Raw genomic sequence first — 24,719 nt, forward strand, 5'->3', positions numbered from 1 at the left:
TATAATTTTTATTCGTTTTAAATAATTATAATTTAATAAAATTGGTTTTTGTTTGCGTTTAAATTGTTTTTAAAAGATAATTCATTACTTTTGGAAAAAACAACCGTATGATCAAAAATTACCAGAAGGCAGCTTCTATTGCTGCATTATTTTTTGTTTCCGTTTATGCCCATGCACAAACCGATTCTACAAAGACAAAGAACATAGAAGAAATCAAAATTACCTTAGGGTCCAGAAACAAAGCAAGAGTAGCAACGGATACGCCTGTACCGGTAGATGTTATCAATATCAGCTCACAGTCTGTTATCACTCCGCAGATGGATCTCAACCAGATTCTGAATTATGCAGCTCCTTCGTTTACCTCAAATTCAACCACAGTTGCAGACGGTACGGATCATATTGATCCGGCTCAGTTGAGAGGATTGGGTCCCGACCAGGTATTGGTTTTGCTTAATGGTAAAAGAAGACATACCTCCTCGCTGGTTAATGTAAATGGTTCTCCCGGAAGAGGTTCTGTGGGAACCGATCTGAATGCATTGCCTGCATTTGCTATAGAACGTCTGGAAGTCTTGAGAGATGGAGCTTCTGCACAATATGGTTCCGATGCTATTGCGGGGGTGATTAATGTTATCATGAAGAAGAATACCAATGCATTTACTTCGGCAATTACAGCAGGGGGATTTAATTCCAAAGGATCCAATGACCACAGCGGAGGCTGGGATGGAGGTAAATATCAATTAGACCTTAATTATGGTACAGCTATAGGAAAGAATGGATTCATCAATTTTACGGCAAGTTTAATGAAGCGGGAAGAGACACGAAGAGCCAATGCTGCTACCGGGCAGATTTTTAATGCCTATAATGCTATCGAACAAAGGGCGCTGGAGAACGGTGTCAATATTTCCTCCCTTTTCGGAAATATCGGGAACACTCCCAATTCCCAACAGATTATTGATTATATTCATCAATATGCTCAAAATGTAAATTATTTTAGTCCCGCTTTTCAAACTGAGATTCAGAATGCCAATAGTATTTCTCAGCTTCAAACACTATTAAAAACTGATGTTTCAGAAAATGAAATGGCATACAGAGGGCTTGCGAGAAACGATTTTAATATGAGAGTAGGACAGTCCAGGTTGACATCGGGGCAGTTTTTCATGAATTCTGAATTTGATCTTGCTTCTTCCGTAAAAGGATATGCTTTTGGGGGGATTTCCTATAGAAGTGGCAATGCGGGAGGTTTTTTCCGCAGGCCTTATGAGAGTAGGGCTTCTACTTCTATTTATCCCAATGGTTTCCTGCCTGAAATCGCTTCTGATGTTATAGATCTTTCCCTGGCAACAGGTTTTAAAGGTAAAATAGGGAATATTAATTATGATATAAGCAACACATACGGTCGGAATACTTTCGATTATACCATTAAAAATACGGCGAATGCTTCTATGCTTTATCCGAGTAAAACAGAATTTAAAGCTGGAGGACTCAATTTTTCACAGAATACCGTTAATGCGGATTTTGATACAAAAGTTGACTGGCTTCAAGGGTTTAATATTGCATTTGGGGCAGAGGCCAGATTTGAGAGGTATAAAATTCAAAGTGGAAAACAGGATTCCTGGGCACTCTATGATATTAATGGCAGTATTCAGGATGTTTCAACACCTGCTAATCTTAAACCGACTGATTTTTTTGGTGAGGTGAGACCCGGTGGAGCCCAGGTATTTCCGGGATTCAGACCAGCCAATAGCTTAAATAAGGGGAGAAGTTCCGTCGCGGGCTATATAGATACTGAGCTTGATGTTACGGATAAATGGCTGATAAGCGGTGCCGTGAGATATGAGAATTATTCAGACTTTGGATCTACATTTAATTACAAAATTGCGACAAGATATAAGCTTACTAATCAGATCAATCTTAGAGCCGCACATTCTACCGGATTTCGTGCACCTTCTTTACAGCAGATTTATTATAATGCAACGTCTACACAATTTGTAGGTGGTATACCGTATCAAGTAGGTACATTCTCTAATGATTCTAAGATAGCACTAAATCTTGGTATTCCTCAACTAAAACAAGAAGAGTCTGTAAGCTATTCTGCTGGATTTACGGCTAAAATACCAAGTGCTAACCTAACTTTCACCGTTGACGGATATTATATCAAAATTAAAAACAGAGTTGTATTGACAGATCAGTTTTTGAGACCAAACGGAATTTATCCGCCTGGAAGTGCATTGGGTGCACTTCAGAAAGAATTTGATGATGCTAATGCCAATGCAGCCACTTTTTTTGCCAATGCCATCGATACACAGACTAAAGGATTGGAAGGTGTGATTTCCCATCGTGCAAAATTCTCATCAAATATTTCATTAAATTCCGATCTGGCTGTCACTATTTCCAAAACAAATAGGGTAGGGAATATCCACGGCTCTGATGTTTTAATTAATGCAGGGCAGATCAATCGTTATTATTCCGAGACCAGTCGCATCTATGTAGAAGAAGCCGTTCCGAGGTTTAAAGCATCTCTTAATAACGGCCTGGAGATTGGTAGATTTAATGTTTTACTTAGAAATGTATATTTTGGAAAGGTGACCGATCCTAATACAATGGATGTTAATGGAGATGGTAAAATTGGCTATGAAATAATCAATGGCAGTGTTGTTGAAAATGAACATCCGGTTTGGGGTGCTAAGGTAATAACCGATCTTTCCGTTGGTTTTAAATTCAATAAGAGCTTTATCCTGACGATTGGTGCCAATAACCTGTTCGATATCTATCCGGATAAAAATTATGGGCCAACGCCGGTGCAGAGGCCATCTGTGGATGCTGCAGGAAATATTGTTTATACACCCGCTACAATTGATCTCTCTAATCAAAATCAGTTTGTATATTCCAGAAATGTCTCGCAGTTTGGGATGAATGGAAGATTTCTTTTTACAAGGCTGAATTTTAGTTTTTAGAGAACTTCTGACAATGTTGTGAAGGTGTGTTTTTACGCACCTTTTTTTATTATGATAAGCATGATTTTTTTACTTTTGTAAAATTCAAAACCTAAAAGAAATAAAAATGGAATCCTATACGGAAAAAATACTGATTACCGGTGCTTTAGGGCAAATCGGAACTGAACTTACCAACAGACTTGTTGAGATCCACGGAGCGGAAAATGTTGTAGCCTCAGGCCTCGACAGATGGCAGAAGGGAATTACATCAGCCGGCTATTATGAGAGAATGGATGTTACCAACACCCAGCTTGTGAGACAAATCATTAAAGATTATGATATCACGACTGTCTATCACTTAGCTTCTTTATTGTCCGGAACCTCAGAAAAGCAGCCTATTTTTGCATGGAAGCTAAACCTGGAGCCTCTCCTTCATTTTTGTGAAATGGCAAGAGAAGGATTGCTTAAAAAGATCTTCTGGCCAAGTTCAATTGCAGTATTCGGAAAAGGAATTCCAAAAGAAAATGTTGAGCAGGATGTAGTCCTGAATCCTACTACCGTTTATGGTATTTCTAAAATGGCAGGTGAAAAATGGTGTGAGTATTACTTTGACAAACACGGAGTGGATGTGAGAAGTATCCGTTATCCGGGGTTGATTTCATGGAAGACTCCGGCAGGAGGAGGAACTACGGATTATGCGGTAGAAATTTTTTATGAAGCGATAGAGGAAGGGAAGTACACGAGTTTCATTTCTGAAAATACAGGGATGCCTATGTTGTATATGGATGATGCTATCAATGCGACATTGAAATTAATGGAGGCTCCAAAAGAAAGTTTAACGGTTCGTTCTTCTTATAATTTAGGTGGAATGTCATTTACTCCAAAAGAATTGGCAGAAGAAATCAAGAAAGAAATTCCGGATTTTGAGATCGATTATAAACCTGATTTCAGACAGGAAATTGCAGATTCATGGCCAGCTTCAATTGATGATTCAATCGCCAAAAAAGATTGGGGACTGACGTATGATTTTGGAATTTCTGAAATGACAAAAGACATGATCAAGAATCTTAAAGTAAAATTAGGTAAAAACTAATTACTTAAAGTATAGCTTTAATTAAAAATGTTTTTAACGTCTCATTTTTAATGTATTATAAAATTTATATAAAATTAAGTTTAAATGGTATTATTGACTTTTAACATCCTTGATATTGAAGCAAAGACTAAAACTAATGCTCAGATTACAGGCGATGACCGTTTAAAAATAACAGTTGATAATACAAAAGCTATTCTCAGAATTTTGGATATTCACGATACGAAAGCCACATTTTTTATTGAGGTCTCTATCGTTGAAAAACTCCATCATCTTATAAAAGCAATTTCAACCCGTGGGCATGAAATTGCTTTTTATAATAAAAATTCTTCCCTTCAGGAGATCGAAGCGGTTAAGAAAAATATAGAAGAATGTTTTGGAAAACAGATCCGGGGAATTCGCCAGAAAGATGTAAAACTTCCGCAGGAGAATTTGAAATTACTTGAGTTTAATTATGTTTCCAATATCGACAATGCCAATATTCTTTTTCCGTTCAAAAGGCTGAAAAGGGATACTGAGATTACAGAAGAAGATGGGTTAAGTATTGTTCCGGAAAGTATTTCGCCGTACAGTCAATTACCCTATAATGATTTTGTATTTCAGATATTGCCCATGAAATATTACCAGAATATGGTTTTTGAAACATTAAAGAATGATGAATTTGTTTTGATCTATCTTAACTCCTGGCAGTTTACGGATTTTAAGACCTATCCCTTTGATATTCCTTTTTACAGAAGCTTTTCATCAGGAAAAAAAATGGAGGACAAACTAAATGCCCTCCTTACCTGGATCAACGAGAAAGAAATGGCTACTTCCCGCATGAAAGATTATATTTTTTAATAAGAAAGTTTACAGTAACGGACGAATTGAAAATGTCTTAAGTAGTTTATTGAAATGATACCTAAGATCTAATTTTGTCTTCTAACTTCTAACTTCTAACTTCTAACTCAACTCAAAAAGTGTGATTTCAGGTAAAACTCCAACTCTCCCTGGATATCCAAGCACTCCGAACCCTCTGTTTACATACAGGAATTTACCTTCGCTCTCATAGATATCCGCCCATTTTGGATACCGGTATTGGACCGGTGACCATTTGATGTTTTTAAGATCAAGGCCGAACTGCATTCCGTGGGTATGGCCTGATAATGTCAGCTGGACATTTCCGGGGTGTTGTTTTACAATGGAATCAAAGTGAGTAGGGTCGTGGCTCATTAATATTTTTGCGGCTGATTCCGGCACTCCTGCAATCGCCTTATCAAGATCTCCGAATTGAGGGAACGGTTTAAGTCCCCAGTTTTCTACACCCAGAATATAAAGCTTTTCACCATCTTTTTCGATGATTCTGTGTTCATTTCTCAGCATGTCAAATCCGGCCTGTTTTTCATAGTCAATAAGCGTTTCCAGGTTCTTTTTCTTGGCATCCAGAGAGGTCCAGGTAACATAATCACCGTAATCATGGTTTCCCAGTACTGCAAATTTGCCATCCTTGGCTGTTATTTTTGAAAATAAGGGTATAAATGGTTTGAACTCTTCAGAAACATTATTGACCATGTCTCCAGTAAATAAGACCAGATCAGGTTTTTGCTCATTAATCAGCTCAATGGCGTGCTCTAATTTACTTGGATCGGCGAAACTTCCGCTGTGGACATCGGAGATCTGTATGACCTTATAACCTTTGAAGTTTTTAGGAAGATTAGCAATTTTTACTTTAACCTTTCTCACTTTATGCCTGTACTTACCAAATGTAATTCCATCAATAAAAAGTGCCGAAAGTACACCTCCCAGACCGAGTCCCATTAAGCTTAAAAACTTTCTTCTTTCCGGGAAAAAGTTTTCCGCAGGGTTCCGGAATCCAAGGATATAGGTACCGGTCCTGAAAATATCATCGATCAATAAAAACAGAACAATGAAAATTTTGGGAAGGATGAAAATGAGAAATAGGGACATCATCCATTGAATTCTTACAGAACTCCGGTCAGCTTTCTGAAAATGGGCAAGCTCATAGGCGAAAAGCCCGTAAATAGCTAATGATAAAACACAGTAACCGATTTTCACCCAGGAATTATCCGTCAATGTCCTTATCGCCTGATAAATGTATATTTCCAAAAACAGAAATATGGCGGCAATAATTAAAAAATTTTTTTGCATAATCAGATTAAAAAAGCACAAAAGAAAATTTCCCTTTGTGCTTTTAATATTTTTAAATTATTTATTCTTAAGGAAATTTATAAACGATAGCATTGATGTTCATTCCGGCACCTACCGAAGTCATAACAACGTTACCTTTTTCTTTAAACGAATGACCAGCCATTTTTCCTTTAATTATTAAATCATACATGGTAGGAATGGTTGCTACAGACGAATTTCCAAACTCCTGAATGGTCATTGGAGAGATAGTATGATCATAATCTTTTACATCATAAAGCTTGTGAAGTCTTTCGATCATAGCGTAATCCATTTTTGCATTAGCCTGGTGGATTAATATTTTGTCGATATCCTCAATAGAAAGTCCAGCGTCATCAATAGTTTCTTTGATGGCTGCCGGAACATTTTTTAATGCGTATTCATAGATCTTTCTACCCTGCATTCTTACAAATAAGCGGGTCTGATCAGAGTCTTTATTGATCGAAGGTCCGTTGGCAAGGTAGTTCAATTCAATTCCATTATCGCAAATCGTATTGTGCGCAATAATTCCTACATTTTCCTCATCTGTAGCTCTTACTACTACGGCTCCGGCTCCGTCTGCAAAAATCATTCTGTTTCGGTCGTGTGGATCTGTAACACGGCTTAAAGTTTCCGCACCGATTACTAAAATGGTTTTTGCTGCTTTAGCTTTGATCAGATTATCTGCTAAGATCATTGCTTCCACCCATCCCGGACATCCGAAAAGCATGTCATAGGTAACACATTTTCTGTTCGTAATACCCAGTTTATTCTTTACTCTGGCAGCCATTGTAGGCATGAAATCAGCGTATCCGTTTACAGTAACTTCTCCAAAATTACTGGCGTAAATAATATAATCCAGTTCTTCACCGTCAATTTTAGCATCTGCAATGGCTAGCTTTGCAGCTTCGTAACCTATTTGTGAGTTTGAAAGATCTTCGTCAATGAATCTTCTGTTTTCTATTTCTGTAATTTCTACAAACTTGGCAATCGTTTCTTCAGTAGGCTTGTCAATCTTTACCCCGTCTTCTGTATAGAATTCTGAACCTAGAAAAAAGTCTCTTCCGATAATCCTTTTAGGAAGGTAAGATCCAGAACCAATAATGATCGTATTCGGCATTCGTTTAAATGATTTTTTAAAAACGCAAAGTTAATAATTAATCTTAATAAGAAAGAATTAAAAATATTATTAAATTTGCAAAAATTGTACTTTACAGTCTATGAAAAATAATCCATCCTTAAAAGGCTTACTTATTGCTGTTGTGGCGTTTATAATTGCCTTTGGGATTTATTTCCTTTTTTTAGCTAAGAAAAATTATTACTTAGTAGACAACCCCACTCCCAATACCTATTACTATAGAATTAATAACGGTTCTGAAGGAATTATTTCAGCAGGACAGTCGGTGAAGGTTGATTTGAATAAAGGAAAAAATTCTATTAAAGTTTTCGATCAGAATAAAAAAATACTTTACGATTCTGCCTTTGAGGTAAATAAAATTCGCGGGTTATTGAACATCGCTCACCAGGATTATTATATTAACCGCCAATATTATGGATACAATCTTAAAAAAGATTCATTACTTTTGGAGCTTAATAAAACCGTAATAGACGGAAAAGAATATCTGGGCGGAGCGAAGCATTTCAATAAACTGTTTACTGATGATTTTTATTATAATGTAGATGAGGATTATGATAAGATCATTAAAAATATTGACAAAGTAGAATCCCGTTCAAAGATTTTCAGAAAGCAAGATTACCTTAATTACTATAAAGAATATTACAAGTTTTGACAAAAGATATCAACCAAGTAACTCCCTACAATTCTGATGCTACAAAAAAAAGCCAGGTAGAGGATATGTTCGACAATATTGCACCCAAGTATGATCTTTTAAACCGTGTTTTATCAATGAAGATTGATATAATATGGAGAAATAAATTGGTCAAATGGATGAAAAATGACAACCCTCAGGAAGTGCTGGATGTAGCTACAGGAACGGGGGATCTGGCCATTACAATTGAAAAAGGAACCAATGCAAAAGTAGTTGGTTTGGATTTATCGCAACAAATGTTAAATGTTGGCGTTATTAAAATAAAAAAACTTAAATTAGACGGCAAAATTTCCATGCAGAAGGGGGATGCAGAAAATTTACCCTTCGAGGACAATAGATTCGACTCTGTTTCCGTTGCATTTGGAGTGAGGAATTTTGAAAACCTTACAAAAGGTTTAGCAGAGTTAAGAAGAGTAGTAAAAGATAACAAAAGTGTTTTTATACTTGAGTTTTCAAAGGTTGAGGGGTTCTTGGGGCCATTTTATATGTTTTATTTTAAAAACATATTACCTGCCATAGGGAAATTGGTTTCTAAAGATAATAGGGCATACACATACCTTCCGGATTCTGTAAATGCTTTTCCTTACGGGGAGAAGATGAGACAAATTCTTTTAGATACAGGATTTAAGAAAGTAGAATATAAAAAACTAAGTTTAGGTATAGCCACAATTTATAAAGCAACAAAGTAACCTATGAATAAATTTTTATTAAAAGCACTGGTGTTAGCCTCAGTAAATATTGCAATCTTTGCGGATGCGCAATTTAGAACCCGAAACAGAATGGATAAGTTGGAGGAATTTGATCAACAAGTCTTCAGTTGGGGTTTTTATCTGAATGGCAATATACTGGACTACCGTATCGTATTAAACCCAAGATATGGTATGAATGGGAATCAAAATCTTGTTACATCTAAGAGCAGTACAAGCTTCGGAGCCGGATTAATCGGTAAATGGAGATTGAATGACTATTTAGATTTAAGAGCAGAACCAGGCTTGCAATTTGCTCAAAGGGAACTTACTTTCAATACGCAGTCTAATGACCAGTATGCGGCTGGTACTTTAACAAACGCTCCTTTTACTCCATTTCCTTTAACGGAAAAAGATAAAGTAAGACAAGTAAAATCAACATTGGTGGATATTCCGGTGATGCTTGAGCTTCACGGACAGAGATGGTACAATTCCAGACCCTATGTCGCTGCAGGGGTAAATTATATCGTGAATCTTCAATCCAACTCTACTTCTACTGATGATAACCTTCAGCAGGTTTTCAGATCCACTACACATAACTTTGCGTGGTCTGCGGAGATGGGAATCCAGTTTTACTTCAATAAGTTTAAACTGACCCCGGCCATCAGAGGTACGTTCATTATGAACAACGAAGTTGTTGCGGATAACGCAAACACTCCTCCTTACTGGGCAGCTGCAATGTCTACTTTACAGACAAGAGCCATCATGTTTGTATTGAAATTTGAATAAGAAAAGACTTAAAATATAAAAAGGAGATGCGAAAGCATCTCCTTTTTTGTTCATCATATCAAAATATAGAGACTTTTATTTTTGTTAATGTCAATATTTTTATATTTTTGCTAACAGTTAGAATATATAAAACCTGGAATGCTTCAAGATTTAGAGAATAATTTTTCAGAGCTGGAAAAAAAGATTTTGAATTTACATAAAAACTATCAGAATCTTACTGAGAAATTTACGGAATTGAATACAGAGCATGAAGAATTGAAGAAGAAATATGATGAGGAAAGAAAAAAAAGTCAGGTATTAGCAGAAGAACAAAAAAAGATAAAACTTTATTCAGCAATATCAGGAAATCCCGAACATAATAGATTAATGAAAAACCATATCAATCGATTAGTAAAGGAAATTGATTTCTGTATTGCTCAGCTTCAAAACAGTGGATTATAATGGAGGTAAGGAGAATAACCATCAACATTGCAGGAAGAGTGTATCCGCTGAACGTACCGGCCGCAGAGGAAGAGACTTTGCGTAAAGTAGGGAAGCAGATTGAAAGTATGATTAAAGATTTTGAACAAAACTTCGATGTAAGAGATAAACAGGATGCTTTGGCCATGTGTGCCCTTAAATTAGGAACCAATGCTGAAGTAGTATCACTTAACTACGAAAAAAACATAAATTCAACCAACGAAAGATTAGTAAAGATTAATCAGACGTTGAATGAAATTGGGAAATAGATTTTTTTTCCTGAAACAACTGCCTACAATAGTTCTAACACATTAAAGGTAAACTCAACGCTAAACAATTACCGAACAAATGTCCATCGAATGGCGTGCCGGTTCTCCGGATTACAGACAGTGGAAATCAGTTCAAATCGTGTTGATTAGGAGTTTACTCTATATCACTGGATTATTGTAGGCTTTTTTTATTTAAATGATTAAAGACAATTAAAACTCAATATATATGACAACAGCCATTATAGTCGGCGTTATTTGCTTGGTAGTTGGTGCGGTTATAGGGATTCTTTTCTCTAAGAGCTCACTCAATGCCAAGGCAAAATTTATTATAGATGATGCAAAGAAAAATGCTGAAAACCTTATAGAAAAAGCTAACGTACAAGCCGAATCCATAAAAAAAGAAAAGAACCTTCAAGCTAAAGAGAAATTCCTTGAATTAAAATCTCAGCACGATGCCGATATCCAGGCCCGTGAAAAGAAAATACAGGAGATTGAGAAAAGAACAAAAGATAAGGAACATAAGCTGAATGATGAGCTTAGTAAGACCGGAAAGCTTGAAAAGGATCTGGATAAGCAGATTGCAGATTATGCAAAGAAGAACGAAATTTTAGAAAGAAAACAACAGGAATTGGATTCTGTGACTTCTAAAAAAGTTGAAATTCTTGAGAAAATATCTAACTATACGGCAGAAGAAGCAAAAGCTGAATTGGTAGAATCCATGAAAGCAGAAGCTAAAACCAGAGCTCAGGCGCATGTTCAGAGCATCATGGAAGAAGCCCAGCTTAATGCTAAGAGTGAAGCCAGAAAAATCGTAATTCAAACGATTCAAAGAATCGGGACAGAGCAGGCTATCGAAAACTCAGTATCGGTTTTCAATATCGAATCTGATGAAGTAAAAGGTAGAATTATTGGTAGAGAGGGTAGAAATATCCGTGCACTGGAAGCGGTAACAGGAGTCGAGATTATCGTAGATGATACCCCGGAAGCTATTCTTCTTTCATGTTTTGACCCTGTAAGAAGAGAGATTGCAAGATTATCACTTCACAGATTGGTTACAGATGGAAGAATCCACCCTGCAAGAATTGAAGAAGTTGTTGAAAAAACGAGAAAACAAATCGAAGAAGAAATCATTGAGGTTGGTAAAAGAACCATCATAGATTTAGGAATTCACGGATTACACCCTGAATTGATTAAGATCGTAGGTAGAATGAAATACCGTTCTTCTTACGGACAAAACTTATTACAGCACTCCAGAGAAGTAGCCAATATTGCTGCAACCATGGCTGCTGAACTTGGATTAAATGTGAAACTGGCAAAAAGAGCAGGTCTTTTACATGATATCGGTAAGGTTCCTGAACAGGAATCTGAACTTCCTCACGCATTGTTAGGTATGCAATGGGCTGAGAAATATGGAGAAAATCCTGAGGTAATCAATGCTATTGGAGCTCACCACGACGAAGTTGAAATGACTTCCCTGTTGTCTCCAATTATCCAGGTTGCCGATGCTATTTCCGGAGCAAGACCGGGGGCAAGACGTCAGGTATTGGAGTCTTATATTCAGAGACTGAAAGATCTTGAATCGGCAGCATTAAGCTTTGATGGAGTATCAAGTGCTTACGCGATTCAGGCAGGTAGAGAGTTGAGAGTAATGGTAGAAAGCGGAAAAGTGAATGACGAAATTGCTTCTCAGTTGTCTTACGATATCTCTGAAAAGATCCAGAACGAATTAACATATCCCGGACAGGTAAAAGTAACAGTAATCAGAGAGACGAGAGCTGTGAATATTGCGAGATAATAATTTAACAAAGATATTCTGTAAAAACCTTTCAAGAAATTGAAAGGTTTTTTATTTTTATCAAAATTTAAAAATGCAAGAACTATCCATGTCTTCAAAGCTGAAGTACATTTTCTCCATTCCGGTAATTATTTCTGCTCTCGGTTATTTCGTAGATATTTATGACCTCCTTTTATTCGGTATTGTAAGGATTCCCAGTTTAAAAGCTTTAGGCCTCAATCCTGATGTGGATGGTACCTTCATTTTGAATTGCCAGATGACCGGCTTATTGATTGGTGGGGTTTTCTGGGGTATTTTTGGAGATAAAAAAGGCCGGCTATCCGTATTATTCGGTTCTATTCTTGTATATTCCCTCGCAAACATAGCCTGTGGATTCCTCCCTTACTTTCCTAAAGAGCATTTGGTGTACCAATATGCGGGTTTAAGGTTTATTGCAGGTATTGGGTTAGCCGGAGAGCTTGGAGCCGGAATAACCCTTGTTTCTGAAAGCCTCCCGAAAAGTTTACGGGCAATAGGGACATCGGTAGTGGCAGGTTTTGGATTAATGGGTGCGGTAGTGGCTCAGCTAACTGTTGAACTCGCCGGAAGCTGGAATATTTCATACATTATCGGAGGTGTTCTGGGGATTATGCTGCTATTTTTAAGGATAAGCGTTTCAGAATCGGGAATTTATAAGAATATTGAGCATCAGACGAATGTTTCAAAAGGCAATTTTCTTTCCTTTTTTACCAATAAAGATCGTTTCATCAGGTATATGAAATGTATAGCTGTCGGACTTCCAACCTGGTATTGTATAGGTATTCTTGCTGTGTTAGCCAATCAGTTTGCTCCGGAAATGGGCATTAAGGAGATCAATCCCGGAAAAGCTATTATGTGGGGATACGTTGGAATATCTATCGGGGATTTGATGAGTGGATTTATTTCACATCTTTTAAAATCCAGGAAAATGGCTATTTTTTATATGCTGGCATTTACGCTGGTAGGTGTTGCAGTTATGCTTTTCGGTAATACCAATACCGAAACCAAATATTACATTTTCTGTGTATGGCTAGGGCTGGGAACAGGATATTGGGCCATGTTCGTTACCCTGGCTGCCGAACAGTTCGGGACCAATATCAGGAATACGGCAACGACTACTGTTCCTAATATGGTAAGGGGATTGGTGCCTGTAATGATTCTGGCTTTTGACTTACTTAAGCATAATTTTACCGTTATCATAAGTGCCGCTATTGTTGGAGTAATCGTTTTCGGACTGGCATTTTATTCATCAATTACGATTTCCGAAACCCATAACAAAGACCTTGAATTTACAGAATAACAGCAGGTGTTTAATAAATTGTAAAAGTGTTTTTTGCTTTAAAAAATTAATAACTGTTTTTATATAAATAAATTATGAATTTTTTTTGTAAACTATGCTTTGAATATTAATTATTTGTTTAAATTTGAAATCATTAAACTATATTGTTCAATCTCAAAATCAAATCACATGGTAAACAACATTTTTAAAAACGCTAAGAAATTAAACAAAGGAGAACTTAAAAACATCGTAGGAGGTGTAAACGTGAATCCTGATTTATCTCTATGCGGATGCAGCTGTTCAGGTTCTGTAACTGGTCCTAAATACTGCATTCAGTACATTGCTTGCCCACAGGTATATACTTGTGATCAGTCGGCAATTTAATTACGAATTATTTCAGTTAGAAATAAACATTTCCACATTTAATACGCAAAAGCCTTTTGGGGATCCAAAGGGCTTTTGTCTTTTTAATGGATAATATACAACAATGTTCCCGTACTTATAGAAATCCATAGGATGACTGCTACAGCCAGTGGCTTAAAACCAATTGTTTTTAAGGTTTGCAGAGAAAGGGTGGAACCAATAAGAAATAAAGTTAAGTTTAATCCTGATTTTGAAACTGTGGTAATGATCTGACTGAAATGAGCAAACAAGGGTATATAGGTATTTAATAAGATTGCAAAAACAAAATATCCGATAAACCACGGAACTTTAATCTTCGATTCTTTATTTTTAAAGATCAACATGGTCATAAGAGAAACCGGAATAATCCATAAAGCACGGGCAAGCTTCACAGTAGTGGCTGTTTTTAATGCTTCATCCCCAAACTTGCCTGCAGCTCCCACAACGGAACTGGTATCATGAATACCGATCGCACACCATAACCCGAATTGCTCCTGGGAAAGGTGTAATGCATGACCAATAACAGGGTAAACAAATAATGCAATGGAGTTTAAAGTAAAAATGATTGCAAGAGCAAGAGAAATCTGTTTGGTGCTGGGTTTAATGATGGGAGAGGTAGCCGCTATGGCGCTACCTCCACAGATAGCGGTACCAACAGAAACCAGATATGACAATTTTTTTTCCAGCTTACATACTTTACCTAAAAAATACCCCAGGATCATTACTGTTGCAATGCTTACAACGGTTAATATAAAACCCGTTTTACCAGCCTGTAAAGCTTCGTTAAGTTTTAATCCGAAACCCAACCCTACAATGGATATCTGAAGCAGTAAGTGAATATACCGATGGAGATATTTCTCAAAAAGATTTCCTAAAAGGACAGCGAGTAGAAACCCTAAAGCAAGAGCGATGGGAGATGAAATCCACGGTGTAAGCGTAATGACTGCTAATGTAAGGAAAATGATTTTCTTTGTTTTTTCGTTTTGGATAAAACGATTCATATTATAGATTCTTGAATTCATTCTTCAAAATTCTACAATTAATTATTACAATGTAAATTGTATTTTGTTATACTGGATAACTTTTAGTTATAATTTATAAACTTTAAGAAAAGTTGAATAAGGGCAGATTGCTCTCCTTTTGGAAGGATATAATGGAAGTTTCTTTCAATACTGAAATTTTTAATATCAATAATCGTCAGAGTATTATTTTTCAGCTCATTTAAGACAGTGCTTACGGAAAGAAATGCCAGACATTCGGAATGAAGGAGGTAGTTTTTTATACTTTCGCTGCTTCCCAATTGCATAACAATATTGAGATTTCCTAGGTCAATACCTTTCTCTTTTAACCGACTCTGGATAAACTCCTGTGTTCCCGAGCCTTGCTCCCGGAAGATCAGGTCTGTATTGTATAAATCTTTCAATTGCAGTGTCTTGTTCATAAGAGGGTGGTCCGCTTTTGCAACAAGTACAATTTCATCGGGTTTAAAAATTTTATAATCAAAATAGGAAGATTGGGATTCGCCTTCAATGATTCCCAGGTCAATTTTACCCTCTTTTAATAATGTTGATATAGCTTCTGTATTGTAAGTAAGCAGTTCAATCTTAATATCCCGGTAATACGAATGAAATTTTGCGAGGATCTCAGGAAGAATATATTGTGCAACGGTAGTACTTGCGCCAATAATCAGCTTTCCCCTGTGTTCAGAATTCAGCCGATAAATTTCAAACTCCAGATCCCTGTACATATTGCGGATCTTTTCTGCATATTCGTAAAGTATGACTCCACTACCAGTAAGCTGGATAGATGTACCTTTCCTGTTAAACAGCCTGGTGTTAAGCTGGCTCTCTATTTCCTTGATATGTTTGGTGACCGCCGGTTGAGAGATATTCAACTCCTCAGAAGCTTTTGTAAAGCTCAGTCTTGAAGCAACCGTGTGAAAAACTTTAAGTCTGTAGTCAAACATGCTGTAAAAACAATTAAGACACAAACTTAGTTAAATTGTATGTAAGAATACCTTTAAAATTCAGAGATCTGAAAAACTTTTATCCTGGTCGCTCTCGTATCTGCGATGTTTAGCTTGTCCGATTCTTTGCCGTGTGTAAATGCTGTTTCTGCCCGATAATAAATAAGAAACAACACAAGCTATGGCAACATAAATTCCGGATTCAGCTCCAAAAAGCTCAATCCCCATCAACATACACGCAAGGGGAGTATTGGTTGCTCCCGCAAAAACTGCCACAAAACCCATTCCTGCCAAAAGCCCGAAAGGAAGAGGGATAAACAGGGATAAAGCACTTCCCAATGTTGCTCCGATAAAAAATAACGGAGTTACTTCACCGCCTTTGAATCCTGCGGATAATGTTATGATCGTAAAAATCATTTTTAAGGCAAAATCATAAAAAGGCAACTGATTTTCGAATGATTCCACAATTGTAGGGATCCCCAGACCGATATACCGTGTTGTTCCCATTGTAAATACAGCAATAGCAACAATACCACCACCCACAATAGGCCGTAATGGGGGAAACGTGATTTTAGATTTGAATATTCTTCCTGTCCAATGTATCATTTTACTGAATGCTGCTGCACACAGACCAAAAGCAATACCGGCCAGAATACTGTAAAGAATAGGTAAAAACTCAGGTTTTGGGATGAAATCAATATGATAATGGGTATGTTTTACATTCCACAGATCGGTTGCCCAGTTTGCAATAATAGCAGACGCAAATGCAGGAAAAATGGCATTATAACGGATTCTACCGATGAGAAAAACTTCAAGACCGAATACCGCTCCGGCTAGCGGTGTTCCAAAAACAGAACCGAAACCAGCAGCTATGGCAGCAATAATTAAAATTTTCCTTTCGGTTTTATCAAGTCTGAATGGTTTACTGATCTGGTCTGAAATTGCCCCTGCCATTTGTATTGCTGTTCCTTCACGGCCTGCAGAACCTCCGAAAAAATGAGTAACTATAGTACCCAGATATACAAAAGGAGCCATTTTAAAAGGAATGGTTTTCTGAGGATCATGAATGGTATCGATTAGTAAATTATTACCGGCTTCGACGTCCTTTCCATAGTAATGATATAGCAGCCCTATTAAAAAACCGGCCACCGGAAGAAGCGCAATCAGCCAGATATGGTTCTCCCTGAAACGGGTAGCCCATTCAAGGGACTGCAAAAACCCGGCTGAGGCACTTCCGACCAGAATTCCGATGATCGAGCTGATGCAAAGCCATTTTACAATATATGGGAGAGCAGGGAATTTTCTAAAGAAAAATCTTGAATGAAATACTATTTTTTTACTTACTGTTCGGGGATTTTTAGACATAATAATCCTGATTAATTTTGGTTGATAATCTATTAATCAGGCGTCATCAGCTTACGTAAAGCGGTTGGGTAAGGAAGAACACCATTTCCTTTTGAGCTACAAAGATAAATATTATTTATTAATTTTATAATGCATTGCTTTATCAATCTCAATAGGATTATTATACTTTCTTATTACCTCCTGCATGCTTTTGGTTTGTGTATTGAGCTCATCTACATTGCGGATTTCCTTTCCGTTGATATTGATATTAAGATCAGTTGCTGTTTTGCTGATGGTATTTCTTTCAAAAGCAAAAGGGTCATTATAAAACTCCAGCAATAATTTTTGCTTTTGCTTTTCATTGATGGGGATTGCTTTGTTGCCAAAATTAGACTCCAGAAAATCTTCAGTGGATGGTGTTCCTGTTAATGTTTCGCTTTTTAGAAGATAATAGATGAAATTTTTATTTGAATCGGATAACTCAAAAATTAACCCCGGCAGACCACGAAATTTAAAAGGTCCTTCATTAAAAGGAATATCCTTACAAAACCACGCAGTCCAGCTTCTTCCTCCAAAATCTGCAGTTGCTTTTTGCAAAGTGTAATGTTCTACTTTTTTCACTTCATCAGAGATCATCCAGTTGATTTTGTCCGTAGTCCTGAATGAATAATATCCTGCTTTTATGTTAATGAAATTTTCGTGATCAAAGGAGTTGACTTTTCTTTTTACAACCTGTCCGGACATATCCGTATAGCTGGAGTTCATTCCGAACTTTTTATTTAAAGAATCCGTAGCCATTAGGTTTTGTCCGTAGAACTTAACTTCTTTTGGGGTGATATCCAGGATCATATTCAGCTTTTCATAACCGGATTCCGTGGAGTCCATTTTATATTTGAGCTCATAAATGAACCTATGGGTCTGGGACTGAACAAAAGTAATAATTAACAGGGCAGATAATGTAAAAATAATTTTCATGATATCTATAAATTTCTATTCCTTAACTATAAATTGTTGCTCATCTCTTTATGATTAATGAATTGCTGCCTTTCTTATAAAAAAGGCTTCATTTCATCCTCAATCTGGGTCCTTAATTCCATAAGTCTTTTTGCATACTGCTCCTGCTGCTTTTCTTCTTCAGTCTCAGGAACCCATTTAGGAACAGGCAGCTTTTTGCCATTTTCATCCACGGCCACAAAAACAATGATGCAATGTGTCTTCTTGTCAAAATTAGGTTGCTTGAGGTTTCTCGAAAATACATTGATCGAAATGTGCATGCTGGAGGTTCCGGTATAAATAACCTGAGCTTCAACCTTCACAATTTCCCCGATTTTAATGGGTTCATAAAAACGAATTCCCCCTACGTAAACCGTTACAGAATAATTTCCGCTCCAGGTAGTCGCACAGGCATAGCCGGCCTGGTCTATCCATTTCATCACGCTTCCCCCGTGAACATTTCCTCCATAATTAACATCCGATGGTTCCGAGATAAACTGAAACGTAATTGGCTTGTTCTGCATTGTATAAAATTTGAATAAAGATATTTAATAATTTTCAAAATCCTGAATTAAATCATAATTTTGAAGGGTTAAAGCTTATCATAAGCTTTTTTAGGATCATAAAAATCATAATAGAGATGAAAAAAGTATTCCATCTGAATACCTGCGATACCTGCAGAAAGATATTGGCACAGTTTGATCTTACAGACTGGGAACTCCGAGAAATTAAGAAAGAGCCGGTTACAGAAGAAGAGCTTGCTGAGATGTACAAAAGGACTCAGTCATATGAAGCATTGTTTAGCAAAAAGTCTACACAGATTAAATTACGGGGACTGGATGTAAAATCATTAAAAGAAAAGGATTTTAAAAATTTATTACTGGATCATTATACCTTTTTGAAACGACCTGTTTTCGTAACGGATAAGGAAATTTTTGTGGGAAATGATAAAAACAATATTGAGAATTTAAAAAAGTTCTTTGGTGCCGAATAATTTCTGAAAATAAGATCATACAAATTTAAAACTTCGATTTATAAAGGATTGTTTTTTCTGATTTGAAATATTTCAATCAATAAAATACATAGGTAATTTAGGATATCCGGTATTGTTTACCGGATATTTTCTTTTTTGTAGAATTTAATTGAAAAAGAGTATTTTTTTATTTTTTCGTATGTTAGCTATTGATGAAAAAATTCCCGGATTGTTTTGTTCCCCAATACCTTAAACAAGGTCTGGGAAAGTTTTCATCTGATTTATATACAAAAAAACAGTAAAGCAAAATTATGATGGAAAAAGATTTTAATCCTTTAATCAAAGCTGTTCAGAGCTTAAGAAAACTAAGTATTGACATCGCCCTTACCCATAAAGAAATTGTAGCGGGCAATGATGAGATCATAAAACAGATCGAAGAAGCAGGAGAGCTGATTGTTTCTTCCAATGATAGCATTATCATCAATGTTTGGGTGACAGAAAAAGCTAAGCTGACTGAAAACATTATTGTATTGCTTGGGCTTCTTAGGAGTATTGAAGATAAGTTCAACACTAATGACCACTCTCACCTTATAGAAATCAGACAAACTTACAACCATTATAAGGATGTTGTAATTAACATTCTGAAAGAAATGCAGAATGTGGGAAACACTATCTTTACAGCAGGAAACCTCCAAAAATGGGACAATATCTGGGAAATTATTTCAAATAATCTGAACCGGGTTCTTTCCATATCTGAATCCTACAAATTAAAACTGACCCTAATGGAAAATCTTGAACCGGATGAAATTGATGCTTTAACATTAGATATCCTGAAATATATTCCATGGAGTTACCCGGATTCGGAAGTTCAAAATTATGAAAGCCAGTATGCGAAGGCTTACCATGAATTAAATCAATCCCAGTCAGAGAAAAAAAATGTATGGAATAAAGTTCTTAATGTTTTGGCTGGTGGTATGGACGATACATCAGCACATCGGTTGTCAATCAAAAGATAAATATTGAGTGATTGGTTTAATACAGCCAAAAATTAAGGCGTAGTTTTGTTTTATATTATTTTATTTCAGGTATTTATGTGATTTATTTTTCTTCAGATATCGTTTCTATATGTCGGGAAAATTTTATATTTGATGATACCAAAAATATTATTATGTTAAAAAATGTTCACAAAATCAAAAGCCTAAACAGGGGAGACCTTAGAGTAATCAATGGAGGAATCGGACCTGTTGTAAATTGCAATTTTTTATGCGGCGGTGCCGGTGGAGTAGTTTCCAATAATCCGGGAATGGGTGATGTATGTTCCCCGGATCGGAAACTATGCTGTATCTGCTATTAGACTAAAAAAGGCTGTATCCTATACAGTCTTTTTTTTGTGGAAAAGCAAATTATTTTAACAATATTTGTATTCTGTTTTACTTTTGTATCATGAAATATATTTTCGTTCTGTTAAGTTGCGTCTTTTGTCATCTTCATGCTCAGCATAAGATTGATTTAGATAAAAAGAATACCAAAGAACTGGATACTTTACATTATCTTAAAACAAATTTTGAACTTAAGAAATCTGAATATAGAGGAAAACCTTTTTCTTATTTATTGAGCAAAATGACCAGAATATACCCACGAACTGTTTGGAACACTCCGGATATAAAAGATAGTACCATTGTTGAGCGGTCCTTGTTTCGGTTTTATGATATCAATTATCCGATTTTAAATGAAACCAAAATGCTCATCATCTGGCAAACAGGATTTTCTTACAGAACTGCTGACGCTTATAGCAGAAGAAATAAATATTACTTTACCAATGCGGAAAAGAAATTGTATGGAAGTATGATCATCAAGGATATTTTGGTTTACCGATAACAAAAACCCTAATAAAAAAAATAAAACCGTAGGAACTCCTACGGTTTTTATTGTAAATAAGATATTTCTTTCTATACAAAAGGTGCCTTCACAACTTTTGCAGGGATATTTTTATTTCTTACCTGGATGAAGATATCCGATCCTAATTTAAAATGAGGTTTAGCAACATAAGCCAGTCCTAAACCAATCTTTTTCATAGGAGACTGCGTTCCTGAAGTTACTTTTCCGATTACATTTCCTTCCGCATCCACTACAGGATAATCATGTCTAGGAACCCCTTTGTCCTGAAGTTCAAAAGCAACCAGTTTTCTTGTTACTCCTTCTTCTTTTTGTTTTGCAAAGGTTTCTTTAGAAAGGAAATCTTTATCGAATTTTGTGATCCATCCTAAACCGGCTTCAATAGGAGAAGTTGTATCATCAATATCATTTCCGTAAAGACAGAATCCTTTTTCAAGTCGTAAAGTATCTCTGGCAGCAAGTCCACAAGGAATAATACCCTCTGTTTCTCCTGCTTTGATGATCTCATCCCAAAGTTTTACGGCATCTTCATTTTTAAAATAAATTTCAAATCCTCCGCTGCCAGTATATCCCGTATTTGAAATAATGACATCGTTTACTCCTGCTACAGACCCTACTGTGAAGTGATAGTAAGGAATTTCAGACAAGTTAACGTCAGTAAGCTTTTGAAGGATTGCTGTTGCATTCGGTCCCTGAATTGCCAAAAGTGACATTTCATCGGAAGCGTTGGTCATTTTAGCTCCGAAAGTGTTGTATTTTGAAATATGATTCCAGTCCTTTTCAATATTTGAAGCATTAACTACTACAAAATATTTTTCATCATCCATCTGATACACGATAAGGTCATCTACGATACCACCATTCTCATTAGGAAGACAAGAATATTGGGCTTTTCCTTTTTCCAATGCATCTACATTATTTGTCGTAACCAATTGCAAAAGCTCTTTAGAACCAGGACCCTCAATGAAAAATTGTCCCATGTGAGAAACATCGAATATTCCCGCGTTTTCTCTCACTGCAAAATGTTCTTCCGTAACTCCGGAATATTGTACAGGCATTTCGAAGCCTGCGAAAGGTACTATTTTCGCTCCTAAAGAAACGTGTTTGTCGTACAAGGCTGTTTTCTTCATATTTATTTTTATTACTTTATTTTAAAGCTGTTAAAAGTATCATTGAAAAGATTCATATAATTGCCATTCCAGTATTTCTGGCCACAATTGATGGAAATAATGAACAGGTTTTTCTCTTTTTGAAAAACTTTGGTAATCCAGAAAAGCTTATCGTGATCATCAAAATATTCATACGTATATTCTGTGTATCCTTTCTTTCCTTTACCGGATTTTACCTTGCTTTCTTCATCATTGGATTTGTAAAGGGCAAGGATGAATTTTTTTGTTTCCTCTTTAGGAATATTCAGGTCATGGTACTCTGAAATTGTAATGGCACCAATTTCATTCGAAGGAAATATATTTACAATATCATCGTCATTTGTCGATTTCCACCCTTCAGGAACGTTAATCGTGTAATTGGTACTTTCATAAACTGCTGTTTTCTGTGCAAAGGTAAAACAGCCTAACATCAATATTAATCCTGCGATCAAATTTTTTCTCATCTAAAAATGGTGTTTGTATTCTTCCAGAATGATTTTGAACCATTCTGTAAAATTTTCTGGGTTCTCAGAGATCTCTTTATCCAGATCAGCAATGGAGATGTATCTTACCTCTTCAACCTCTTTTTTATTTAAACTGAAATCAGCATCGTAATTTCCGACGAACACATGGTCAAGCTCATGCTCCCAAAGTCCACCGCCAACATCAGCTTTATAAATAAAACTGAATTTTTCCGCAAGTTCTACTTCTATTCCCAGTTCTTCTTTCACCCTACGCTTTGCACCTGCCAGATAGCTTTCACCATTTCTGGGATGCGAGCATACTGCATTAGTCCATTGGTTTGGAGAATGGTATTTTTCCGAAGCTCTTTTTTGCAAGAGCATTTCTCCCTTATCATTAAATAGAAATACGGAAAAAGCCCGGTGTAGCAAGCCATTAACGTGTGCCTGCTGTTTTTCCATCAAACCTATAACATTGTCCTGCGGATTTACTAAGACTACCAATTCTTCCATTCCTACAAATGTAAGTCTAATAAATGTATTTTGGAAATTTTTGGGGAAACATCATATCAATGCCAGATCGAGAATGGAATCCCTGAAATTTTCGGAACTTTTTAATGATCTGCAGTTCGTTTTTCTTTTCTCAATATGGATGAAGATATACCGAAATGCTTTTTTAAGGCCTTATTAAGGTGGCTTCCGTCGGTAAAACCCAGGCTCCATGCAATTTCCTGTAATGGAGCTGTTGTATATGTAATCCTGTTGATCGCTATCTGCAGTTTGGTTTTCTGAGTATATTCCTTTAATGTTTCGCCGGCATTTCTTTTAAAATATTCGCTGAAATACTTTCCGGAAAGATTAAATTTTTTGGATAAATAATCGATAGACAATTGATCCTCATTAATGATATTTTGATTGATATGCCGGATGATTTCAGAAAATTTAGTATCGCCTTTCTCTTTCGTATTTGCCAGTCTTGAACTGATAATTGTAAGTATTGAAGACAGGGAATTGGCGATTAACGTTTCAGAATACGCCGCGTTCTGATCCTTTTCATGAACTATAATATCCAATAATCTTCTAACCTGTTCCTTGTCTTTATTATCATGAAAAACAAGTCCTGTGCTGAAATCATAGAATCCTATGATATAATTGAGTTTGCTATACCATTGTGAGTAATTGATATCCGTACTTTTAAGGTTTTTAAAATAATGCTCTGTAAACCGGACGAATAAAAACTGAGTAGGCTGGATGATGTCATAGGCATGGCACTTTGAATAGGGAAGCAAAAAGAAATCCTGAGGTTGATAATTCCGGGTTTTGTATTCTATACTTTGTACTCCTTTCCCCGAAAGAATGAAGACGAGTTCAAAAAAACTGTTTTTACGGAAACGGTCCTTCCATTCAGATAACTCAGTTATTTCGATTTCAATAAGCTCATGTATATGGTCCATCGCAGCATCAATGATTAGTACAAAATTAATCTTTTATTTATACTCAATTTTCTGTTTTTTGTACTCTTTTAAGAATGTATGCCTGCTGTAGCTTTGTGAAAAAAAAGATGGATTATAAAAGTATAGCTAGGCAAACTGTTGGATATTTATACCAGGCTCATTCAAGTATCAGAAATTCAGGAATTGATAATAAGCTTATTGCTCTGGCCGAGCTGAGGATATCCCAGTTAAACGGCTGTGCCTATTGTTGCAGTTTCCATGCCGGAGAACTCAGAGATATGGGTATCGATCAATCTATAATTGATAAGATCCCCGGATATAAGCACTCGGCATCATTCAGTAAAAAACAGCTCTTAGTTTTACAGTGGGCAGACGCTGTAACCTTCATCAATGGAGATATCAGTAATTTACTTGTAGAACTTCAAACTGAATTCTCTGAAAGGGAGATTGTAGAACTTACATCAAGTATTTCCCTTATGAATGCCTTGAACCGGTTGCGCATTAGCCTTGGAGAAAAATTTTAAAATTTTCTGTTCAGTCATGATATTTCAGATTATCAATAATGTAAATCTTGTGGTTATTTGTTGAAATCTGATATTATTTTTAATGGACTTCTGGTGATTAAACTCAAGTGAAACTGAAAATTTTAAATCATAAATGTAAAATTGGTTGATTTAATATTGAATTTATTAATCTAATTTACGTTATAGTAGTAATTTTTTAACATAAACAAAGTTTAACACCTCTTTTCATTGTAAAAATCGTAACTTTG

At 36.1% G+C, this 24,719-nt stretch carries 27 protein-coding genes and 1 riboswitch; of the genes, 16 read left to right on the plus strand and 11 right to left on the minus strand.

Translation table 11 applies throughout. The features are described from left to right. Positions 1-107 precede the first annotated feature (107 nt). The 3 genes from G9C87_RS02155 to G9C87_RS02165 all read left to right on the plus strand — a co-directional run bounded on the left by G9C87_RS02155 (position 108) and on the right by G9C87_RS02165 (position 4,863). A complete protein-coding gene (locus G9C87_RS02155) occupies positions 108-2,954 on the plus strand; it encodes a TonB-dependent receptor plug domain-containing protein (protein WP_172277656.1) in 2,847 nt (948 codons plus the stop codon). Between the two features lie 106 nt (positions 2,955-3,060). Then, a complete protein-coding gene (locus G9C87_RS02160) occupies positions 3,061-4,026 on the plus strand; it encodes an NAD-dependent epimerase/dehydratase family protein (RefSeq protein ID WP_172277658.1) in 966 nt (321 codons plus the stop codon). A gap of 84 nt (positions 4,027-4,110) precedes the next feature. Then, positions 4,111-4,863, plus strand: a complete 753-nt coding sequence (locus G9C87_RS02165; RefSeq protein ID WP_172277660.1) for a polysaccharide deacetylase family protein — start codon at positions 4,111-4,113, stop codon at positions 4,861-4,863. A gap of 102 nt (positions 4,864-4,965) precedes the next feature. Here the strand turns inward: G9C87_RS02165 and G9C87_RS02170 are convergent, their stop codons facing one another. Further along, the gene (locus G9C87_RS02170; protein WP_172277662.1) at positions 4,966-6,171 is read right to left on the minus strand and encodes a metallophosphoesterase; all 1,206 of its coding nucleotides are present in this window, start codon (positions 6,169-6,171) and stop codon (positions 4,966-4,968) included. Positions 6,172-6,238: 67 nt separating this feature from the next. Next, a complete protein-coding gene (locus tag G9C87_RS02175; RefSeq protein ID WP_172277664.1) occupies positions 6,239-7,306 on the minus strand; it encodes a 3-oxoacyl-ACP synthase III family protein in 1,068 nt (355 codons plus the stop codon). Positions 7,307-7,406: 100 nt separating this feature from the next. Between G9C87_RS02175 and G9C87_RS02180 the strand changes: the two genes are divergently transcribed. The 8 genes from G9C87_RS02180 to G9C87_RS02215 all read left to right on the plus strand — a co-directional run bounded on the left by G9C87_RS02180 (position 7,407) and on the right by G9C87_RS02215 (position 13,694). Then, complete coding sequence (locus G9C87_RS02180) at positions 7,407-7,976, plus strand: hypothetical protein (RefSeq protein ID WP_172277666.1); 570 nt, start codon at positions 7,407-7,409, stop codon at positions 7,974-7,976. Further along, positions 7,973-8,704: a bifunctional demethylmenaquinone methyltransferase/2-methoxy-6-polyprenyl-1,4-benzoquinol methylase UbiE gene (ubiE, locus tag G9C87_RS02185; protein WP_172277668.1), complete on the plus strand. Its 732-nt coding sequence runs from the start codon at positions 7,973-7,975 to the stop codon at positions 8,702-8,704. Before G9C87_RS02180 ends, ubiE begins: the two co-directional genes overlap by 4 nt. A 3-nt stretch (positions 8,705-8,707) precedes the next feature. Next, positions 8,708-9,490: a porin family protein gene (locus G9C87_RS02190; RefSeq protein WP_172277670.1), complete on the plus strand. Its 783-nt coding sequence runs from the start codon at positions 8,708-8,710 to the stop codon at positions 9,488-9,490. 138 nt (positions 9,491-9,628) lie between these two features. After that, complete coding sequence (locus G9C87_RS02195) at positions 9,629-9,931, plus strand: hypothetical protein (RefSeq protein WP_172277672.1); 303 nt, start codon at positions 9,629-9,631, stop codon at positions 9,929-9,931. After that, positions 9,931-10,218: a cell division protein ZapA gene (locus tag G9C87_RS02200; RefSeq protein WP_172277674.1), complete on the plus strand. Its 288-nt coding sequence runs from the start codon at positions 9,931-9,933 to the stop codon at positions 10,216-10,218. Before G9C87_RS02195 ends, G9C87_RS02200 begins: the two co-directional genes overlap by 1 nt. A gap of 226 nt (positions 10,219-10,444) precedes the next feature. Continuing rightward, positions 10,445-12,013: a ribonuclease Y gene (gene rny / locus G9C87_RS02205; protein WP_172277676.1), complete on the plus strand. Its 1,569-nt coding sequence runs from the start codon at positions 10,445-10,447 to the stop codon at positions 12,011-12,013. A gap of 73 nt (positions 12,014-12,086) precedes the next feature. After that, positions 12,087-13,331: an MFS transporter gene (locus tag G9C87_RS02210; protein ID WP_172277678.1), complete on the plus strand. Its 1,245-nt coding sequence runs from the start codon at positions 12,087-12,089 to the stop codon at positions 13,329-13,331. Positions 13,332-13,499: 168 nt separating this feature from the next. Further along, entirely contained in the window at positions 13,500-13,694 is a 195-nt protein-coding gene (locus G9C87_RS02215; protein ID WP_172277680.1) for a hypothetical protein, read from the plus strand. An 83-nt stretch (positions 13,695-13,777) separates the two neighbouring features. On the opposite strand, the gene G9C87_RS02220 is transcribed toward G9C87_RS02215, so the two are convergent. The 5 genes from G9C87_RS02220 to G9C87_RS02240 all read right to left on the minus strand — a co-directional run bounded on the left by G9C87_RS02220 (position 13,778) and on the right by G9C87_RS02240 (position 18,539). Beyond that, positions 13,778-14,734, minus strand: a complete 957-nt coding sequence (locus tag G9C87_RS02220) for a YeiH family protein (RefSeq protein ID WP_172277682.1) — start codon at positions 14,732-14,734, stop codon at positions 13,778-13,780. A gap of 62 nt (positions 14,735-14,796) precedes the next feature. Continuing rightward, positions 14,797-15,678: a LysR family transcriptional regulator gene (locus G9C87_RS02225; RefSeq protein WP_172277684.1), complete on the minus strand. Its 882-nt coding sequence runs from the start codon at positions 15,676-15,678 to the stop codon at positions 14,797-14,799. Between the two features lie 60 nt (positions 15,679-15,738). Then, positions 15,739-17,043 carry a voltage-gated chloride channel family protein gene (locus tag G9C87_RS02230; RefSeq protein WP_172277686.1) on the minus strand — a complete coding sequence of 435 codons (1,305 nt, stop codon included), beginning with the start codon at positions 17,041-17,043 and terminating at the stop codon, positions 15,739-15,741. A 30-nt stretch (positions 17,044-17,073) separates the two neighbouring features. Beyond that, a riboswitch (Fluoride riboswitch) is annotated at positions 17,074-17,141 on the minus strand. A gap of 13 nt (positions 17,142-17,154) precedes the next feature. Beyond that, complete coding sequence (locus tag G9C87_RS02235; RefSeq protein WP_172277688.1) at positions 17,155-17,997, minus strand: GLPGLI family protein; 843 nt, start codon at positions 17,995-17,997, stop codon at positions 17,155-17,157. 74 nt (positions 17,998-18,071) lie between these two features. Further along, a complete protein-coding gene (locus G9C87_RS02240) occupies positions 18,072-18,539 on the minus strand; it encodes an acyl-CoA thioesterase (protein WP_172277690.1) in 468 nt (155 codons plus the stop codon). Between the two features lie 116 nt (positions 18,540-18,655). On the opposite strand from G9C87_RS02240, the gene G9C87_RS02245 reads away from it, so the two are divergent. The 4 genes from G9C87_RS02245 to G9C87_RS02260 all read left to right on the plus strand — a co-directional run bounded on the left by G9C87_RS02245 (position 18,656) and on the right by G9C87_RS02260 (position 20,866). Further along, positions 18,656-19,009: an arsenate reductase family protein gene (locus tag G9C87_RS02245; protein ID WP_172277692.1), complete on the plus strand. Its 354-nt coding sequence runs from the start codon at positions 18,656-18,658 to the stop codon at positions 19,007-19,009. Positions 19,010-19,299: 290 nt separating this feature from the next. Next, the gene (locus G9C87_RS02250; protein WP_172277694.1) at positions 19,300-20,004 is read left to right on the plus strand and encodes a hypothetical protein; all 705 of its coding nucleotides are present in this window, start codon (positions 19,300-19,302) and stop codon (positions 20,002-20,004) included. Between the two features lie 152 nt (positions 20,005-20,156). Then, the gene (locus G9C87_RS02255) at positions 20,157-20,342 is read left to right on the plus strand and encodes a hypothetical protein (protein WP_172277696.1); all 186 of its coding nucleotides are present in this window, start codon (positions 20,157-20,159) and stop codon (positions 20,340-20,342) included. A gap of 89 nt (positions 20,343-20,431) precedes the next feature. Next, on the plus strand, positions 20,432-20,866 hold the full coding sequence (locus G9C87_RS02260) for a hypothetical protein (RefSeq protein ID WP_172277698.1): 435 nt from the start codon (positions 20,432-20,434) through the stop codon (positions 20,864-20,866). 71 nt (positions 20,867-20,937) lie between these two features. On the opposite strand, the gene gcvT is transcribed toward G9C87_RS02260, so the two are convergent. The 4 genes from gcvT to G9C87_RS02280 form a co-directional block, all read right to left on the minus strand. Further along, positions 20,938-22,014: a glycine cleavage system aminomethyltransferase GcvT gene (gene gcvT, locus G9C87_RS02265; RefSeq protein ID WP_172277700.1), complete on the minus strand. Its 1,077-nt coding sequence runs from the start codon at positions 22,012-22,014 to the stop codon at positions 20,938-20,940. Positions 22,015-22,025: 11 nt separating this feature from the next. Next, positions 22,026-22,496, minus strand: a complete 471-nt coding sequence (locus tag G9C87_RS02270) for a hypothetical protein (protein WP_172277702.1) — start codon at positions 22,494-22,496, stop codon at positions 22,026-22,028. Next, the gene (gene idi / locus G9C87_RS02275; RefSeq protein WP_172277704.1) at positions 22,497-23,006 is read right to left on the minus strand and encodes an isopentenyl-diphosphate Delta-isomerase; all 510 of its coding nucleotides are present in this window, start codon (positions 23,004-23,006) and stop codon (positions 22,497-22,499) included. Positions 23,007-23,107: 101 nt separating this feature from the next. Beyond that, on the minus strand, positions 23,108-23,947 hold the full coding sequence (locus G9C87_RS02280; protein WP_172277706.1) for an AraC family transcriptional regulator: 840 nt from the start codon (positions 23,945-23,947) through the stop codon (positions 23,108-23,110). A gap of 107 nt (positions 23,948-24,054) precedes the next feature. Here G9C87_RS02280 and G9C87_RS02285 point away from each other — a divergent pair, with 107 nt between their 5' ends. After that, positions 24,055-24,471 carry a carboxymuconolactone decarboxylase family protein gene (locus G9C87_RS02285; protein WP_172277708.1) on the plus strand — a complete coding sequence of 139 codons (417 nt, stop codon included), beginning with the start codon at positions 24,055-24,057 and terminating at the stop codon, positions 24,469-24,471. Positions 24,472-24,719 lie beyond the last annotated feature (248 nt).

Source organism: Chryseobacterium sp. LAM-KRS1 (assembly GCF_013184525.1).
Classification (GTDB): Bacteria; Bacteroidota; Bacteroidia; order Flavobacteriales; family Weeksellaceae; genus Chryseobacterium; species Chryseobacterium proteolyticum.